This window comes from Streptococcus sp. 400_SSPC (genome assembly GCF_001072745.1).
In the GTDB taxonomy this organism is placed as follows: domain Bacteria; phylum Bacillota; class Bacilli; order Lactobacillales; family Streptococcaceae; genus Streptococcus; species Streptococcus xiaochunlingii.
Genome location: NZ_JVIQ01000003.1, coordinates 63521 through 81153, shown reverse-complemented (window position 1 = coordinate 81153; position 17633 = coordinate 63521). Strand labels below are relative to the sequence as shown.

At 42.2% G+C, this 17633-nt stretch carries 15 protein-coding genes and 1 riboswitch; of the genes, 2 read left to right on the top strand and 13 right to left on the bottom strand.

Features of this window, described 5'->3' with window-relative positions:
• Positions 1 to 8: 8 nt before the first annotated feature.
• The 5 genes from aroC to ADH49_RS00860 all read right to left on the bottom strand — a co-directional run bounded on the left by aroC (position 9) and on the right by ADH49_RS00860 (position 5064).
• Positions 9 to 1175 (bottom strand): chorismate synthase, encoded by a 1167-nt coding sequence (gene aroC / locus ADH49_RS00880; protein ID WP_048688143.1) that lies wholly within the window; start codon positions 1173 to 1175, stop codon positions 9 to 11.
• 20 nt (positions 1176 to 1195) lie between these two features.
• Positions 1196 to 2260 carry a 3-dehydroquinate synthase gene (gene aroB, locus ADH49_RS00875; RefSeq protein WP_048688136.1) on the bottom strand — a complete coding sequence of 355 codons (1065 nt, stop codon included), beginning with the start codon at positions 2258 to 2260 and terminating at the stop codon, positions 1196 to 1198.
• Between the two features lie 101 nt (positions 2261 to 2361).
• Positions 2362 to 3237 (bottom strand): shikimate dehydrogenase, encoded by an 876-nt coding sequence (gene aroE, locus ADH49_RS00870; protein ID WP_048688134.1) that lies wholly within the window; start codon positions 3235 to 3237, stop codon positions 2362 to 2364.
• Complete coding sequence (gene aroD / locus ADH49_RS00865; RefSeq protein ID WP_048688131.1) at positions 3227 to 3904, bottom strand: type I 3-dehydroquinate dehydratase; 678 nt, start codon at positions 3902 to 3904, stop codon at positions 3227 to 3229. The genes aroE and aroD overlap by 11 nt, the downstream gene beginning before the upstream one ends.
• Complete coding sequence (locus tag ADH49_RS00860) at positions 3901 to 5064, bottom strand: class I SAM-dependent rRNA methyltransferase (protein ID WP_048688127.1); 1164 nt, start codon at positions 5062 to 5064, stop codon at positions 3901 to 3903. The genes aroD and ADH49_RS00860 overlap by 4 nt, the downstream gene beginning before the upstream one ends.
• Positions 5065 to 5306: 242 nt before the next feature.
• Here ADH49_RS00860 and ADH49_RS00855 point away from each other — a divergent pair, with 242 nt between their 5' ends.
• The gene (locus ADH49_RS00855; protein WP_048688124.1) at positions 5307 to 7493 is read left to right on the top strand and encodes an LTA synthase family protein; all 2187 of its coding nucleotides are present in this window, start codon (positions 5307 to 5309) and stop codon (positions 7491 to 7493) included.
• Positions 7494 to 7802: 309 nt separating this feature from the next.
• Here ADH49_RS00855 and pulA read toward each other — a convergent pair whose 3' ends face one another.
• The 4 genes from pulA to ADH49_RS00835 form a co-directional block, all read right to left on the bottom strand.
• Positions 7803 to 10100, bottom strand: coding sequence for a type I pullulanase (gene pulA / locus ADH49_RS00850; protein ID WP_048688120.1), 2298 nt, complete (start codon positions 10098 to 10100; stop codon positions 7803 to 7805).
• Between the two features lie 76 nt (positions 10101 to 10176).
• Positions 10177 to 11145, bottom strand: a complete 969-nt coding sequence (locus ADH49_RS00845; protein WP_048688118.1) for a diacylglycerol kinase family lipid kinase — start codon at positions 11143 to 11145, stop codon at positions 10177 to 10179.
• Positions 11146 to 11153: 8 nt separating this feature from the next.
• On the bottom strand, positions 11154 to 13112 hold the full coding sequence (gene ligA / locus ADH49_RS00840; RefSeq protein ID WP_048688114.1) for an NAD-dependent DNA ligase LigA: 1959 nt from the start codon (positions 13110 to 13112) through the stop codon (positions 11154 to 11156).
• Positions 13113 to 13252: 140 nt separating this feature from the next.
• Entirely contained in the window at positions 13253 to 13762 is a 510-nt protein-coding gene (locus ADH49_RS00835) for a QueT transporter family protein (RefSeq protein ID WP_048688111.1), read from the bottom strand.
• Positions 13760 to 13895: riboswitch (PreQ1 riboswitch) on the bottom strand. It overlaps the preceding gene by 3 nt.
• Positions 13896 to 13923: 28 nt before the next feature.
• Between ADH49_RS00835 and ADH49_RS00830 the strand changes: the two genes are divergently transcribed.
• Complete coding sequence (locus ADH49_RS00830) at positions 13924 to 14361, top strand: GtrA family protein (protein ID WP_048688108.1); 438 nt, start codon at positions 13924 to 13926, stop codon at positions 14359 to 14361.
• A gap of 56 nt (positions 14362 to 14417) precedes the next feature.
• Here ADH49_RS00830 and ADH49_RS00825 read toward each other — a convergent pair whose 3' ends face one another.
• From ADH49_RS00825 to ADH49_RS00810, 4 genes are all read right to left on the bottom strand, one after another.
• Complete coding sequence (locus ADH49_RS00825; protein ID WP_048688105.1) at positions 14418 to 15125, bottom strand: B3/B4 domain-containing protein; 708 nt, start codon at positions 15123 to 15125, stop codon at positions 14418 to 14420.
• Positions 15122 to 15586 (bottom strand): MarR family winged helix-turn-helix transcriptional regulator, encoded by a 465-nt coding sequence (locus tag ADH49_RS00820; protein ID WP_048688103.1) that lies wholly within the window; start codon positions 15584 to 15586, stop codon positions 15122 to 15124. The genes ADH49_RS00825 and ADH49_RS00820 overlap by 4 nt, the downstream gene beginning before the upstream one ends.
• 116 nt (positions 15587 to 15702) lie before the next feature.
• Entirely contained in the window at positions 15703 to 16671 is a 969-nt protein-coding gene (locus ADH49_RS00815) for a YihY/virulence factor BrkB family protein (protein WP_048688100.1), read from the bottom strand.
• An 88-nt stretch (positions 16672 to 16759) separates the two neighbouring features.
• Positions 16760 to 17620, bottom strand: a complete 861-nt coding sequence (locus ADH49_RS00810) for a methionyl aminopeptidase (RefSeq protein WP_048688095.1) — start codon at positions 17618 to 17620, stop codon at positions 16760 to 16762.
• Positions 17621 to 17633 lie beyond the last annotated feature (13 nt).

The following is a 17633-nucleotide window of genomic DNA, read 5'->3' as shown; positions in this document are numbered from 1 at the left end:
TTCTCCAGTTAGAAAGCTTTGGTATAGGCCCGATGACTCTCGACAGCCTCCTTCAATTCTTCCAGATTATCAGAAGAGAACTTGTCCAAGACTTCTGTGGCTAAAACCGTTGCCACCACAGCTTCCATGACAACCCCTGCAGCCGGAAGTGCTGTTGGATCACTCCGCTCCACCGTTGCCTTATACGGTTCGTGCGTTTCAGTATCGACACTCATGAGGGGTTTATAAAGGGTTGGGATTGGTTTCATAACACCACGAACGATAATCGGCTCTCCATTGGTCATACCGCCTTCAAATCCACCCAAATGATTGGTTCGACGAGTATACCCATCTTGCTCAGACCAGAGAATTTCGTCCATGACTTGACTGCCTTTTCGACGGCCTGCTTCAAAGCCTAGCCCGAACTCTACACCTTTAAAAGCATTGATAGAGACAACCCCTTGAGCGATCTTAGCATCCAATTTCTTGTCCCATTGGACAAAAGATCCCAGACCGACAGGCACACCACCTACAATCGTTTCGACGATCCCTCCGATGGTTTCCCCTTCTTTCTTCACACTATCGATATAGGCCTTGATTTCCTCTTCTCGCTCTCGATTGACGATGGAAACTTCTGACTGAGCAACCGCTTCCTTGATTTGGGAAACTGTTAGATTTTCCGGAACCTCTACTTCGATGCCACCGAAATTGACGATGTGGCTGGCTACTTGAACCCCAATCTCTTCCAATAAACGTTTGGCTACTGCACCTACTGCTACCCGCATGGTTGTTTCCCGAGCCGATGACCGTTCCAAAGAATTTCGCAAGTCATCGAAACGGTACTTGATGCCACCGACCAAATCGGCGTGGCCTGGACGAGGCTTGGTAATTTTCCGGAGCCCCTTCTTCTTTTCCTCCACATCACTAACAGACATGATTTCTAGCCATTTTTGATGGTCTAGATTGGTGACATTCAAGGTGATAGGACCTCCCATGGTCAAGCCATGGCGAACACCAGAGGTGATCTCGACCTGATCGCTTTCAATCTTCATCCGTGCTCCACGACCGTAGCCTCCTTGGCGGCGTTTTAATTCGACGTTGATATAATCAGCTGTCAAAGGGAGACCTGCTGGCACTCCTTCGATAATAGCTGTAAGTCGTGGTCCGTGTGATTCTCCTGCTGTTAAATAACGCATGGTATCTCCTTTGTCGCTTTCTAGTTTAAGAAGTCTCTCATTTCTTCCAATGGGACTGGATGGATCTGACAAGTTCCAATTTCAGGTACCAAAACGAGTTTCAATTGATTGCCCCTCGCCTTCTTGTCCAAGGTTAAGGCCTGATAAAGCTTTTCCTTATCCCAAGTATGGAATTCTACTGGTAAGCCAAATTTTTGACACATTTGACGAATAGCCTGCGTTAAACCGGCTTGGACCAATCCCTTAGCTTCTGCCACCTTAGTGATTTGCACCATTCCAATCGCTACGGCTTCTCCGTGCATAATCTGGCCATAACCGGCTGTTGCTTCAATCGCATGGCCAAGGGTATGACCAAAATTCAGATATAGGCGAATGCCTTGGTCTAGCTCATCTTCGACGACCATCTTGCGCTTGACTTGACAGGAATGGGCAATCAGGGATTCTGCATGCTCATAAATAGACTCAACGGAGCCATCCATTTGATCCAGCTCTTCCCATAAGACTTGATCTTCTATGAGACCGTACTTGATAACTTCTCCCATGCCCTCGATCAACTCGCGCTTGCCAAGAGTCCGCAGCACTTCAGGATCAATCAATACCCCATCCGGTTGGGCAAATGTTCCTACCATGTTTTTAGCATAGAGTGTATTGACTCCGGTCTTACCTCCGATAGAGGAGTCAACCTGCGCTGTCAAACTAGTCGGTACTTGAACGAAATGAATGCCCCTCATATAGGTGGAAGCTACAAAGCCAGCTAGATCACCGACAACGCCACCACCAAGAGCGAGAATGCCGTCTGATCGTGTCATCCCATTTTTCGCTAAAAATTCATAGACTTTCTGGACGGTCGTCAGATTTTTACTAGCTTCTCCTTCTAGGAACTCATAGCTAATCACTGTAAATCCTTCACTTTCAAGGTTTTTTACCACCTGACTTGCATAAAGAGATCCTACATGGTTGTCTGTAATGACTGCTACTTTTTGAGCTTCCCATAAATGACTGAGCCAGGTTCCAACCTTTTGGATCGCTCCATTCTCAATGACAATCTCATAACCATTCTTTGGTAGATCAACATTCACCTTCATAAGGATCTCCTTTCAAATCCATGTGAAAAAAATTACAATTTCACTATTGTATAAAAATAGAAAACAGAGCATACTTGATTAAGTTTTTCTGTTTTCTTCCATCATTTTTCTAATACATAATCTGGGTATTCCAATTTCAAAGCTTGCCAGACTTCCTCTTCCGGGAAAGTTTTATCCGTCATCAGTTCGAAGGCAACGGCAGCTTGATGGAAGAGCATTCCCAAGCCATTTAAGGTTTTTGCCCCTTGTTCTTCTGCTAATTGAAGAAATGGTGTCTTGACAGGAAAATAAGCTAAATCAGCCACTAGACAACCTTTAGGAAAGATAAAGTCTTTCGGAATAGGGAGAGAAAACCCGTCCATTCCAAGTCCTGTAGCATTGATCAATAAATCCGTCCCCTCTATCGTTGCATTCAACTGATCCCAACTGGATAAGTCATGAAGGACAATTAAAACAGCAAGAGTTTCGGATAGTGGAGCAAAGATAGCCTGATATTTATCTAAGCTTTCTGGACGAACAAATAAATGAATCTCGCCAACTCCTTGCCGAATAGCCTCTACAACAATAGCAGTCGCAGCACCACCCGCTCCTAAAAGGACAAGTTTCTTATTCTTTATCGAAAAAGTCTTAGGGAGACTCTTTAGAAAACCAAGACCGTCTGTGTTGTAGCCTGTTAAACGACCATCTTTCTGAACAATTGTATTGACCGAACCAATGAGTTGCGCGCTTCCATCTACCTGATCTAAAAATGGCAAGACCTTTTTCTTGTAGGGCATGGAAATATTAGCACCCAACATATCTAGTACCCGTAACTGTTGAAGACTTTGTTCGACTTGTTCTTCTTCCACTTCCCAAGCAAGATAGACTGCATTGGTCGCGGTTAATTGGTAAGCCCGGTTGTGAATAAAGGGTGAGATACTATGACGAATGGGCTTGGCAATCACGGCCGCCATTCGCGTATAGCCATCAATCTTCATCTAAGATCTCCCGAATCTTGTGCATGCTGGACAAGCTGATTTGACCTGGTGCACTTTGCTCTCCAACACTGGCATAGGACCAAACAGAACCGGTTAAATCGGCAGCGATGCGAGAGATTCGGCCGATTTTCCCCATAGAAATGGTAACGAACTCTTGTTCTGGATTTAGCGTCTTAAAGCCACGTGTATAGTTCATTAGGTCCAGAACATCCTGCTCGGTATGAGCCATCACAGATACCTTGACCAATTTCGGTGTAAAGCTGGTTAATTCAGACATAATTTCCATCATATTTTCAGGGGTTTCCTGGAAATTATGGTAGCTTAAGCAAAGATTGGAATAATCCATCATCTGATTAAACTCTGCCTGATGACCAAAGTACTCGAAATCGACATAATCCGGATGGTAGATGTTGTTGATATCATGGATAAGGGCTACGTACTCTTCACCAGAAAGTTCAATTTCTCCTCCCTGCTCCCGTGTCCGTAGCGTAAATAAAATCTCACGGCCTGCAAATTTTTCAAAGATGGCAGGCGCCACTTGTAAGATATCATTTTTGTCTAAATAATCCGCACGCCATTCAATGACATCTGCATCCTGATAACGACTGGCATCAATGGCCTGTGCTTCTTCAAAATTTCTTGGCATTACAGAAACGACTAATTTCATTGATCCACCTTAATCGTAAAAACTTTCAAGTAATTACTACTTTCTTCCCTTTCATTGTATTGAAAATCAGCTGGAAGTCCTACTTCACTGATAAAGCGATGCTTTTGGCCTTTGAAGCCCTTTTCAATTTCTTTCTTAAATTTATCCCGACTGACATTGGCAGCATTCGTACTTGCAATCAAAATACCTTTTGGTTTCAAGATCTCTAGGGACTGCTCGATTAGTTTGTGATAATCCTTCGCAACAGAGAAGGTACGCTTCTTATTGCGAGCAAAACTCGGCGGATCTAAAACGATCACATCATAAGTCAAGGCATGACGCTTGGCATACTTATAATAATCAAAAACATCCATGACGATAAAGCGGTGCTGGTCCAATGCTAGACCATTTGCCACAAAATGAGCTTCAGATAGTTCGCGACTCCGCTTAGCCAAATCAACAGAGGTTGTTTCTACTGCTCCGCCCATGGCCGCTGCTACCGAAAAAGCCGCCGTGTAGGAAAACATATTGAGTAAGGATTTACCTGCAGCTAAGCCATCTACTAAACTAGCACGCACATCGTGTTGGTCCAAGAAAATCCCTGTCATCAAGCCATCATTCAGAAAGACTTGGTAGCGAACACCATTTTCCAAAATCAAAAACTGCTCTGGAGCTTCTTGACCAAAAAGATGGGCTGACTCATAACCTGGATCCTTGAAACGGATTTTTTCATATCCTCCCAAGACCTCTGGAAAAACTTCTTGAAAAGCCGTAACAAGAAGCTCTCTGATTTGATAAACAAAGGCATTGTAGATAGAAAAAACAGCATAATCTCCATAGAGATCAATGGTCAAGCCACCAAATCCGTCGCCTTCTTGATTAAAAATTCTAAAAGCTGTATCCAATTCCGACTGATAGTAAGACTGACGTTTTGACTTAGCCTCAGCAAATAAGTAACTAAAGTAAGCCTGATCCAAGATGATTTTCTTCGTAGAAATGACCCAACCAAGCCCCTTGTTTTGCTCTGAAAGATAGCCTGTCCCTAGAAAATGACCTGAAGCTGTGACCAGCTCGACTACCTCATTGTCAAAAGGGAGTTGTTCAAAATCACTCTTCTCTAAAATCTTATAACCTTTATGGATTTTTTTCTCAACTTGTCGGTTAATTGTCAGCTTTTTCATACTTCTATTGTATCAAAATTTTCAAAAATTCACAAAGTCTCCTACTTAAGAATCCTATTATCAAGGAAGTATTCACCATCTTTTTAAACAATCTCACTTCTTTTGTTTAGCTAATGATTACCAATATCAACCATACTCTTTTTTAACATTATTATTTACTTGCTTTATTTTCAAAACGTTTTAAATTATGGTATACTGTTGTAAGAAAATTTTTAGGAAATAAGGCAAGGAAGTATATTTTTGTGAAAAAAATTACCAAAACGATACTCGATGCTATGAGTACCAGACTAGGATTTGTCTTTACCCTACTGTTGCTTTATTGGTTTAAAACCATGTGGGCCTATGCAGTAGACTTTAATCTAGATATTCAAGGCTTTTATCAGGTTTTTCTCGCAGTCATTAACCCGATTCCACTCAGCCTCTTATTCATCGGTCTCGCTTTTTATATTAAGAGAACCAAACTCTTTTATTTGCTATCTTTTAGCATCTATGTCATTTTATTTATCTGGTTGATTTCCAACTCGATTTATTATCGTGAGTTTACTGACTTCGTAACGGTTAATACCATGCTGGCCTCTAGTAAGGTTTCCGCTGGTCTTGGAGCTGCAGCCTTAGAATTATTCCGTCCCTGGGATATTATCTATATTTTAGACTTCCCGATTCTAGCTTTCCTCTTCTTAAAGAAATTGGTCAAACTAGATCACCGTCCCTTTAACAAACGGGCAAGTTTTGCAGTGACTTCGCTCTCTGCTATGCTCTTCTCTGCCAACCTTTTCTTGGCAGAGATTGACCGTCCGGAATTGTTAACGCGTGGCTTCTCCAACTACTATGTGGTTCGTGCGCTTGGTTTACCTGCCTTTTTGGGTTACAGTGCCAACCAGACTTACATGGCCAATAAAGAACGTTCAAAGGCTTCTGAAGTTGACCTGAAACCAGTTGAAGAGTATGTTGCTAGCCATTATGCTCAACCAAACCCTGAAACCTTTGGACTTGCTAAAGGTCGTAATGTTATCTATATCCATTTGGAAAGCTTCCAACAATTCTTGATCGACTATAAATTGAAAGTCGATGGCAAAGAATACGAAGTGACCCCATTTATCAACTCGCTCTACCATTCAAACGAAACCTTTGCATTTTCCAATGTCTTCAACCAGGTAAAAGCTGGTAAAACATCGGATGCAGAGACCATGATTGAAACGGGCTTGTTCGGTTTGAACCAAGGTTCCTTTATGGTGAACTACGGTGGGACCAATACCCAGCAAGCAGCTCCTTTCATTCTTTCAAAGAATGGCTACCAATCCAGTGCTGTTTTCCACGGAAATGCCGGAAGCTTCTGGAACCGTAATACTGCTTACAAACAATGGGGCTACCATTACTTCTTTGATGCCTCCTATTTTACCAAGCAAGATGATACCAACTCCTTCCAATATGGACTTAATGATAAGATTATGTTGAAGGATTCTATCAAGTACTTGGAACACATGCAACAACCTTTTTATACTAAGTTCATTACCGTTTCCAACCACTATCCTTATACGACGAGTCTGATTGGTGACGAAATTGGCTTCCCTCTTGCAGAAACCCAGGATGAAACGATTAATGGCTATTTTGCAACAGCCAATTATCTTGATTCATCCATCAAGGCCTTCTTCGATTATCTAAAGGCATCTGGCTTATACGAAAATTCTATTATCGTTCTTTATGGAGACCACTACGGTATTTCTAATTCTCGCAATCCAGCTCTAGCTCCTTTGCTTGATAAGAACTCTGAGACTTGGTCAAGTTATGATAATGCTATGTTGCAACGGGTACCTTATATGGTGGTCGTGCCTGGCATGAACAAGGGGAAAGTCATTGAGACCTATGGTGGAGAGATTGATATGCTTCCAACATTGGAACACTTGTTAGGAATTGATTCTAAGAACTTCCTTCAAGTGGGTCAAGACTTGTTATCTCCAAATCATAGCCAAATCGTAGCTTTCCGTTCTGCTAACTACTTTGTGACTCCTGAGTATACAAGTTACAGTGGGCGGACCTATTACACCAAGACTGGTGAAGAAATCACCAATCCAGACGAATCAACGAAAGAGCAACTGGATAAAATCCGTGAGGCAGCTAATTTACAACTCAAGATTAGTGATAGTATCCAAACGGGGGACCTCTTACGATTCTACACTGGAAATGATCTTGGTAAAGTCAACCCGGATGACTACTCCTACAACAACTCGATGAAAGCATTGAAGAAAATTGAAAAAGAAAAAGGGAATTCCTCAACCAGCCTCTATAGCCAAAAAGGCAATCAATCAACGGTTGATCTCTTCAAAGCACCAAGCTATAAAGATCTCCACCCTGAACAGTTCAGTTCTTCTTCTTCGAGTGAGGATTCCAGCTCAAGTAGCTCAAGCTCATCTTCATCAGAGAAAAAATAAGATTGGGACCTCCCAATCTTATTTTTGAATATAGACAAACTGTTTTTACTTTAAGGAAGCTGGACTGTTTTTCAAAAAACACTTCTTTTACCTTGGATTATTAAAGCAAATCTAAAACTTTCCGCTGTGAGAAAAGTACTTGAAACATAGTGTTTCAAGTACTCGGGAGTTTTGAAACTTTAGGTTCAAAACTAAGTCTTGGAACTTCAGAGAAGTTCGCTGACGTCCGTACTCACCTAAGGAAAGTTTTTAAGAGGACATTATCTTCTATTTGAAAAAAGATTAGGAAATCCCAATCTTTTTTTTTATTTATTTCTTCCATTCAAATATGGAAGCTGTTAAATTCTCTACATAGAATGGACGTTTGTTTCGGCTATTTCCAACAAGGAGCTCAAGATGATTTGCGTTCTGGAGATAGAATGGTAGTCCACTGGTGTTAAAGATAACATAATAGTGTTTATCCCAGGTCAATTCAAAGACAACAACACCACTGCCCATATCTGCTGTATGCACGAAGACATGTTGGTAGATTTCCTCATAAGATTCGAGGGACAAGGCAGGTAGGGTCTTCTTCAAATGAATGATTTGACGCACATATTCGATTGTATCCTTATTGACAGATACTAAATCCCAATCGACTTGGTTGACAGCATCTGGCGCATTATAGGAATTCATGGCCCGTTCTCGATCTTGAGGTGTCACTTCTCCATCTTCGCCCGTTGCAACTAGTTTGGTTCGTAGGAACTCTTGTCCAACCTGCATAAAGGCCATCCCTTGGAAGAGGAGATTCATGGCTGTCGCCATTTCTACCTGCTTCTTAATTTTTTCCTGAGAATCATTTGGATGGACATAAGAAAGTAAATCGTAGAGGTTGTAGTTGTCATGGGCTTCTACATAGTTGAGGACCTGACTTGGCGTTAGGAAGGATCCCAACTCTGCACTTCCAAGTACGGAGCGCGCAATGATATCTTCTGTAGACTTGCGACTAACATAGCCACGTTTGATGGAACCAAATACCTCAGCTCCCTTAATGGCATCTCGAGAGGTATCATTAAAGAAACCGACTTGGGCCATTTGATAAGCATTGTCCTTTTTGGCCTTATCTTCCGGAGCCAATCCTGTCCCCATATCCCAACCTTCTCCATAAAGGAGAATCCGTGGATCAATTGCGTCCATGGCTTCACGGATTTCATTCATAGTATCCACATCGTGAATCCCCATTAAGTCAAAGCGGAAACCGTCAATCTTATATTCTTTTACCCAATACGTCAAGGAATCAATCATGAATTTGCGGTACATCTCATGCTCACTGGCCGTCTCATTCCCAACTCCTGTACCATTTTGGAAGGATCCATTTGGATTCATCCGGTAGTAATAATCAGGAACGGTTGTTTGGAAAGCTCCATCTTCTGTCGAATAGATATGATTATAGACCACATCCATGACTACCGAAATACCCGCTTCATGATAGGCGTGTATCATTTCTTTTAACTCACGCATGGTGGTCTTAGGATCGTGAGGTTTGGTCGAGTAACTAGTCTCTGGAGCAGAGTAATTCTGCACGTCGTAGCCCCAATTGTAGAGGACATTCCCGTCTTCATCATAGGTCTTATAGCGGTCGGTCACTGGTTGCAGTTGGACCACATTGACCCCTAATTCCTTGATATAGTCAAAGGCTGTGGCATCTCCTTGGGCGTTCTTCGTCCCAGTCTGGTGAGCTCCTCGGTAGGTTCCTCGATAGGCATCATCCACCCCGGAAGTCGGAGAGATGGTCAAATCCCGGACATGCATTTCATAGACAACCGCCTGACAAGGATTATCCAGACGCCAGTCAGCCTTTTCATAAGCTTCTGACTGAAAGGCAGGGAAGATGCAATCCTGATGAGAAAGAATGGCAGACTTTTTCCCATTTTCACTGGTAGCGATCGTATAAGGATCACGCGCAATCTCTGTATGGTAATCAAAATAAACCTTATACTGATAGGCTAGTCCACTGAGGTTTCCCATGACATCCGCATACCAGACACCACAGTTATTGCGAACATGGTCGCTAGATTCTCTCTGACCACGAACCATTGGGACAATCTTCCAGACCTTGCTGTCATTGGCTACAGAATCATAGATGAGAAGGTCTACTTTATTGGCAGTAGGCGCCCAAAGTTTAAAGCGGTAATCATCATCTTGCTGGCGATATCCCAACCAACCCTGATAGCCCCATTTGGCATCAAATTCTTGATAGTGCGTCGCCATATCAAAAGCGCGTGGCTTCCGACGGCTGTATTCATGACTGGTCATTGCAGCCTGCAAGGAATAATAAACGGTGTCATCTCCTTGAATCAACCAGACTTCCCGCACTTTCCCTTCTGGTAAAAGCTCAATATGGTATTCATCCGACTGACTAAGCCAGTTTCCTTCCTTGATGATGACATGGCCAATGTGTTGAGGTGTCTCACAGTTATAAACTAGGAGCCCCTCAACTCCAAAATAATCGAGCTTGGAGAAAGAGACTTCCTCTCCCCATACTCCTTCATGCCACTTCCACATATCACGGGCGAAATAATCACCTACGGGATGATGGTAGTGGATTTTCACTTGATACTGATGCATCGTATTGTATTTCCTATTTCCTAATTAACTATGTATGAAGAAACTGGCATTACCCACTCTCAGCAATGATTCTCCATTATTCTTCTGATTTATATTCTGAACGGACCAGAGCATCGTCATTAATTTCATCGATGTTGGCAAAAAATTCTAAGTGATTGTGGAAAACTTCCAGTTCTACCGGTGTATCTCCGCCGTATTCGCCATCTAAATTAATCTTGAACTCTTCTTTCTGATCCAAAACTTCAATTTTTAATTTAGAGGTCTTGAGGTATTCAATATTTGAATCATTAACGTGTTTCCCACCATTTACAGCTTGCATAATGAGAGACAGCATTTCAAATAATTTAGCTGTTTTGACTAAGATCAAGGTAAAGTTCCCATCATCAAGTTTAGCATCTGGTGCCACACTTTCAAAGCCACCGATTGAATTGGTCAATGCTACGAAAACAAGAGAAACTGGTCCAACATAGACCCCATTGTCGTGTTCAATCCGTACCTTGCGGGTTTTATTTTTAGGAAATTTTTTCACAGCTTCGGCCACATAAGCAAAGTAGCCATAGCGTGATTTCACTTCACTTGGAACGCTAAAGGTTAATTCGGACAAGGTTCCTGCTGCAGCAATATTGATAAAATATTTACTTCCGTAAGCACGGCCAATGTCCATTTGAATAGTTTGGTTCTTCTCAATGATCCGTGCAGCTGCGACTGGGTCTCCCATTGGAATCTTCAGTGCACGAGCATAATCGTTGGTTGTTCCAGTTGGAATAAAAGCCATCTTTGGACGGTGTTCCAAGCTAGCAACCCCATTGACAACCTCATTAATGGTTCCATCTCCTCCAGCAGCAATTATCAAATCAAAACCAGCTTTTGCAGCTCGTTCTGCTTCTAATTGAGCTGAAAGGGGCTCTGGAGTGGTCTGATAGGCACTTGTTTCGTAGCCAACATCCTCTAACACATCCAAAACTTCTGCGATATTCTTTTTAATGATTTCCTGACCAGAGGTCGGATTATATATCACTCGTGCTTTTTTAATCTTATTTTCCATACATGCCTCTATAAACTTTCAAGCCAGGCTTCATCCTGTATTTCAATCGATAATTCCTGCGCTTTGCTTAATTTACTTCCCGCATCGCTACCTGCTACTAATAGGTCAGTTTTTTTGGACACGGAACCTGTGACTTTAGCCCCTAAGGCTTCTAATTTAGCCTTGGCTTCCGAACGTGTCAGACGTTCCAGTTTACCAGTTAAGACAACTGTTTTACCGGACAAAGGAGCATCTGCTGCAACCTTTTGTCCAAGGTAATCTAAGTTTACCCCAGCATCCTTAAGCTCTTCTAAAAGAAGTTGAGAGCCTTCCTGGGCAAAATAACGCTTAAGACTTTCAGCAACCACCATTCCTAAACTGTCTATCGCCGCAATCTTTTCAACCTTTGCATCTGCTATAGCTGGAATGGAATGGAATTCCTGGAGCAAGAGCTGGCTAGCCTTACTTCCCACATGACGAATTCCCAGACCAAACAATAGTTTTTCAGCAGAATTTCCCTTCGATGTCTGGATCGCATCTACTAATTTTTGGGCAGATTTTTCTTTAAAACCATCCAATTGCAAGAGGTCATCGACGGTTAGCCGATAAATACCTGCTACATCTTGAACCAGTTCTTTAGCAAACAGTTTTTCGACCACTGCTGGCCCCAAGCCTGTAATGTTCATGGCATCACGGCTGGCAAAGTGAGCGAGTCCTTCTTTTATTTGAGCCGGACAGCGAGGATTGATACAACGCAAGGCCACTTCATCTTCAAAATGAAGGAGCTCGCTCTCGCAACTCGGACAGTGACACGGAATCTCTAATCTCTCTTCCGATATGCGCTTATCCATGACAACACGCAAGACAGCGGGGATAATGTCCCCGGCCTTATAAACAATAACCGTATCGTCCTTGCGGATATCTTTCTCAGCAATGTAATCCACATTATGGAGAGTAGCACGACTAACAGTCGTCCCTGCCAGCTGAACGGGAGTCAAATTAGCCGTTGGTGTCACCACTCCTGTCCGACCGACAGTCCAATCAACTGACAAGAGTTTTGCTTCCTTCTCCTCAGCTGGGAATTTGTAAGCCACTGCCCATTTGGGAGCCTTGACGGTAAAACCAAGTTCTTCTTGAACAGCTAGATAATTTACTTTAATCACGACCCCGTCGATATCATAAGGAAGCTGGTCTCGCATGGCTGCCACTTCTTGAATATAGGTCCAAACTTGCTCGATACTAGTCGCTATCTTGTGATGAGGATTGACGACAAAACCGAGTCCGTTTAATTTGGCTAATACCTTCTCTTGGGTCGCTTGGTCAGTAGGACTAGCTTCCTGATAGAGGAAGGTCGCGAGCTTGCGCTCCGTAACAATCTTCGTATCCAACTGTCTTAGAGTACCGGCTGCAGCATTTCGAGGATTCGCAAACTCTGCTTCCCCATTTTCTTGACGGGACAAATTTACAGCATCAAAAGACGCACGGGGCATGTAACATTCTCCGCGAACGGTTAATGTAAGAGGTTCCGGTAAAACTAGAGGAATATCGCGAACTCGCTTGAGGTTCTCGGTAATATTTTCTCCAACACTCCCATCCCCCCGCGTAGCACCAGTTTCGAGGACGCCATCCACATAAGAAAGTGAAATAGATAGACCATCTATTTTTAACTCACATACATAGGTGACAGATGGAAATTCCTTTCGAACCCGTTGGTCAAAGACCACCAATTCTTCATAAGAAAAGGCGTCCTGCAAGCTATAAAGCGGGTAAGTATGCTGGTATTTTTCAAATCCTTTGAGAATGGTTCCTCCGACTCGATGAGTTGGACTATTGGGTTGAACCAATTCTGGATGGGCTTCTTCTAATTCTACAAGTTCTCGGTATAGACGATCATATTCTTGATCAGATACCGAGGGAGCATCTTTGGTATAATATTCTTCCGCATATTGGTTGAGTAGATTTACTAACTCTTTTATTCTGGTTTCCATACTTCTATTTTACCATAAAAACGCTTTACTGTGGCCTGTTTGACTACTTCCCACTAGAAAAAAAGCATTTTTTTACTACCCGGCCGAAATCCTATTTCAATGAGCAAAAAAAGCCTGAAGCAAGGCTTCAGACTCTTAATTTATTGAGTTAAATCAATATGATTTGAAATTCGTTTGATCAGAATCGCTCCGACAATCAGAGAAGCGAATTCACCCAAACCAGTAGTCAACCAATTCAAGAAGAATGGTGTTTCGTTTATAATATGCAATTCTAAGGCAATCGTGAACATAGAGAGGGCAAAGAAAATTGAAAATAAGAAATGATCCTTGCGAATCCATCCATTAAAGAGCTCTTCCTTTTCAAATCGTTTAAATAGGTAAACCCCAAGTGTTACGAAGACCAAGGTAGATCCACCACCAACGATCAAATCGATAATTCCATAACTCATGAAGTTAGAAATCATACACCCAATGGTAACAGACCAAATGTATTTTCGGTTGTAGAAAGCCATGAAGTTGAGCATTTCAGAAACACGGAATTGGATCTCGTTGCTTCCGATGGCATTCAACGGGGGCGTAATGGTCAAGGCCACATAGAGAGCTGCAACTAGGGCAATCTGTGCCAAGTCACGAACAGTATAGTTTTTCATCGTTTTCTCCTTTAGCGGTTTTCCCGCGTATAATATGCTTGGTGAAAGAAGCTAAGCACCAAGGGTTGATCTTTGCCGATGACCCAAACTAATAGATTTCAAAGCAGCAAATCAACTTTATAAGTATAGCATAAATAAGGAAATTATGATAGACTAATTGTATGAAAAAACTACTTAATCGAATCTTTGATAATGAAATCTTAGCCTACCTGATTTTTGGTGTTGCTACAACGATTGTTTCTGTTGCTACTCGGCTGATTGTTTTCCAACTGACAGACCAGGAACAATTAGCTACCTTGATTGGAAATATTGCAGGAATTCTTTTTGCCTTTGCTACCAATGATACGATTGTCTTTAAACAAGAAAGAAAAGGCTGGTTGAAACGGTTGATTGTTTTCTCTTTTGCTAGAATGGGAACTCTCGTGCTGGACCTCCTGATGACCACCATCTTTGTAACCCAGTATCCGCAAATCATTGGTCAGTTCGTCAATATGAATCGGACGGCAATTAATACCATCGAAACGTTTGCCGCCCAATTTATGATCGTCATTTTGAACTATGTTTTCAGTAAACTTTTTGTCTTCCGAAATAAGAAATAAGTTCCAAATAACTAAGAAAAACCGTCAGAACTCATATGGTCTCTGACGGTATTTTTTTATACTTCTAGACTAGATACTTGGGCGCTCAAATATGCAATCTTTCCTTCCACACCAAAGTAGTCCTTGACCAAGCCTTTTAATTCGTCCATCGCTTCTTTGGCCCGTTCTGCTTGTTCTTCAGTCACTGCCTCCATCACAAGAATAGCCTGTCGCGTTTCTTCTGTCAGCATGGTTCTTTGAGCTTCCCGCCAGTTTAAACAACGACAAACAGCACCTTCTTGATCATAATAAATGATCTCTTCCGGCAAAGCCGGAGCGTCTTCCTCAGCTCCTAGCGGGAAGAATGGCTCTCCCCCCTTAGCTTTTCCTAAGGATAAGCCTCCAGCTAACTTTTCCATATCCTCACCACCACAGGGGATAGCATAGGCTAGCGAAACACTATTGTAGAGATCAACCAAAGGATTAATGGGATAAAACTCCCGTCCTTGCGACACACGTTTCAATAAGGCTTCGATTGACGAACGTGCACCTTTTTTGGTCTTAAATTTGGTAAAAGCCTGTCGCCATTCCTGAACGACTGGACTAGCAGTGAACTGATCTTCATCAATATATTCTTTTGATCGTGCGACTCCCTTGTCGAGCAGATCCTTAAAATAAGGATCCTTGCTCTCGTCAACATGATTGTCGATACCTTCTACTGTCATCACCACTACTTTTGCTTGGGGAAACAAATCCCAAAATGCTTGATCTACTGTAAATTTCATTTCTTTACCTCACTATAGTTTCTTTTTTGACCTTTTTTCACTTGCTCCCAATCCGCTGCTACGTTTTCTCTCATTTTAGCAAGCCATTCTTCTAATTGAAGGATTTCTGCCTTTGAAAAACCTTTTAAGGCAGTGTTCTCAGAATAAGCATGCTCAGCAAGGATAAAAGGATAAAGTGCTTGACCCTTTTCCGTCAGGATCCATTTTTTTATCTTTTGATTGGAAGGATCATTTAATTCTCGGATAAATCCTTTATCAGCTAATTTTTTAACAGAGCGGGCTACTGTTGAGCGGTCCACTTTTAATAAATCGGATAACTCCTCTTGAATGATGCCTGGTTGCTCCCCGATCCGTACTAAATATAGGTATTGGCCTCTTGCCAGTTCCAAATCTCGGAACTCAATATTGGCAATCGAATCTAAGGCTCGGGCTATGATGCCAATCTCTCTTAGAACCTTCATCTGCTCCTCCTTTCCTTTATAAGGAGTCTATCACATTTTTATTGCAAATGCAACTAAATTTATATAAAACAAAAAGCCGGCTGAAAACCGGCTTGTTCCTATTTTATTCTTTAACATCAGTCCTGATTTTTTCTCAAGTTTTTAAGATGGAAACGACGCTTGAGAGAAGCTTCCTTTTGGTGAAAAGCTACCTTAGAAGACTTGTACTTGGCTACCACATCCCCATCTTTTGTTTCAAATTTCGCTTCAATCGCATATTGAATACTAGCATTTAAGATACAGCCAATAATCAATACTTTAGCTACCAGGATAAACCAGAACATAATGACCGCTAAAAGGACTGACCCGAAGAAACGTGCATCTAAGAAACTCGTGATGTAGTGGTCGACATATTTCCAGAAAATATTCAAGGTCAAATAAAGGACTGCTGTCACAAAGATGGCTCCCGGAAAGACATAGCGAAACTTAGGAATTTTGATATTGGGAAGAGTGTAATAGAGCAAGAGCAAGGTTAAAAAGAGCAGGAAGTAAACCGAAGGTCCTGAAATATTTAAGAGGCGAAGGTAGATACTTTCATCAAACTTAAAAATCTCATAGACAGAACGAATAATCATCCGGCCAAACATGGTAAGAACCAAAGATAGACCGAACAGACCTTGCAGAGCAAAACTAATCAAAATACTGAAGATTCTCGCCCAGATAATCCCCCTCTCCTTCTCCACTCCATAACTTTTATTGAAAGCTCTCTGCAGGTAAGCGATACACTGTGAGGAGACCCATAAAGCCGAAATGATGGAGAAACTCAGCAAACCAGTAGACGGCTTAGTAAGCACCGATGAAATAACTTGCAAGACAATGCGGTACATGGAGGCGGGTAATACTTCACGCAAGGTCAGCAAAATCTGAGTCGGACGAATCTGGAAGTAAGGAAGGATATTGGCTGCAATCAACAATAAAGGGAGAATGGAAATCAATAAATAATAGGCCACTGCTATACTTGTGATGTCCGATTCAGAGGCCATATAAAAGCGCAAGAACCCCTTAATAAACGGTCGTTGGCCTAGCCATTTTAGAAACTTTTTCATATCTATCCTCCCCTAAACAAAGTCATAAAAAGAGAAAAGAGCGAAACCGTTATTTATCTTCAGCTCCATTCTTTCCTCTCTACTTGTTTTAATAGGTTCCTTCTTCGCCTTGACTGGTCAAAATAACCGGTCCATCTTTTGTAATAACAAACTGATGTTCGTACTGACAAGAAAGTCCACCGTCAAGGGTTTTGTGGGCCCAACCTGTCTTCATATCTGTATCGATCTCCCAAGTTCCGGTATTAATCATCGGTTCAATAGTCAAGACCATCCCTTCACGTAAGCGCAAGCCACGTCCTGCACGTCCGTAGTGAGGTACCATTGGTTCTTCATGCATGGTTGGTCCTACGCCGTGACCGACCAAATCACGTACTACACCATAGCCTTTGCTTTCAGCATATTCTTGAATCGCTGCTCCAATATCACCCAGACGATTTCCGACAACCGCTTGTTCAATCCCCTTATAGAGGCATTCTTTGGTGACATCCATGAGATCTTTGACCTCTTGGGAAACATTACCAACTGCATAGGCCCAACAAGAATCAGCCAAACCACCAGAGTAGTTTTCTGTATACTTTTTCACCTGTGCAACATTATCAAAGTCTAATTTTGAGACATCAATAACAGACTTATCTAAGGGCTCTGATAAGACCATATCCACCTTTAAGAGGTCACCATCTTTTAAGACATAGTGGCGAGGAAAGGCGTGAGCCACTTCATCATTGATCCCACAACATGTCGCATAGGGATAGTCCATCAAGCTTCCTTCTACACCAATCTGAAGGGGCAAGACATTGGCTTCTTTACAGCGACGTCGAACATACTCTTCTACTTCCCACAAATCGAGACCTGGTTTGATCAAATCCCGAAGGCCAATATGGATACTAGCAAGAAAGTCTCCTGCACGGTCCATGGCTTCGATTTCACGCTGTGATTTCAATGTAATCATCTATTTCCTACTT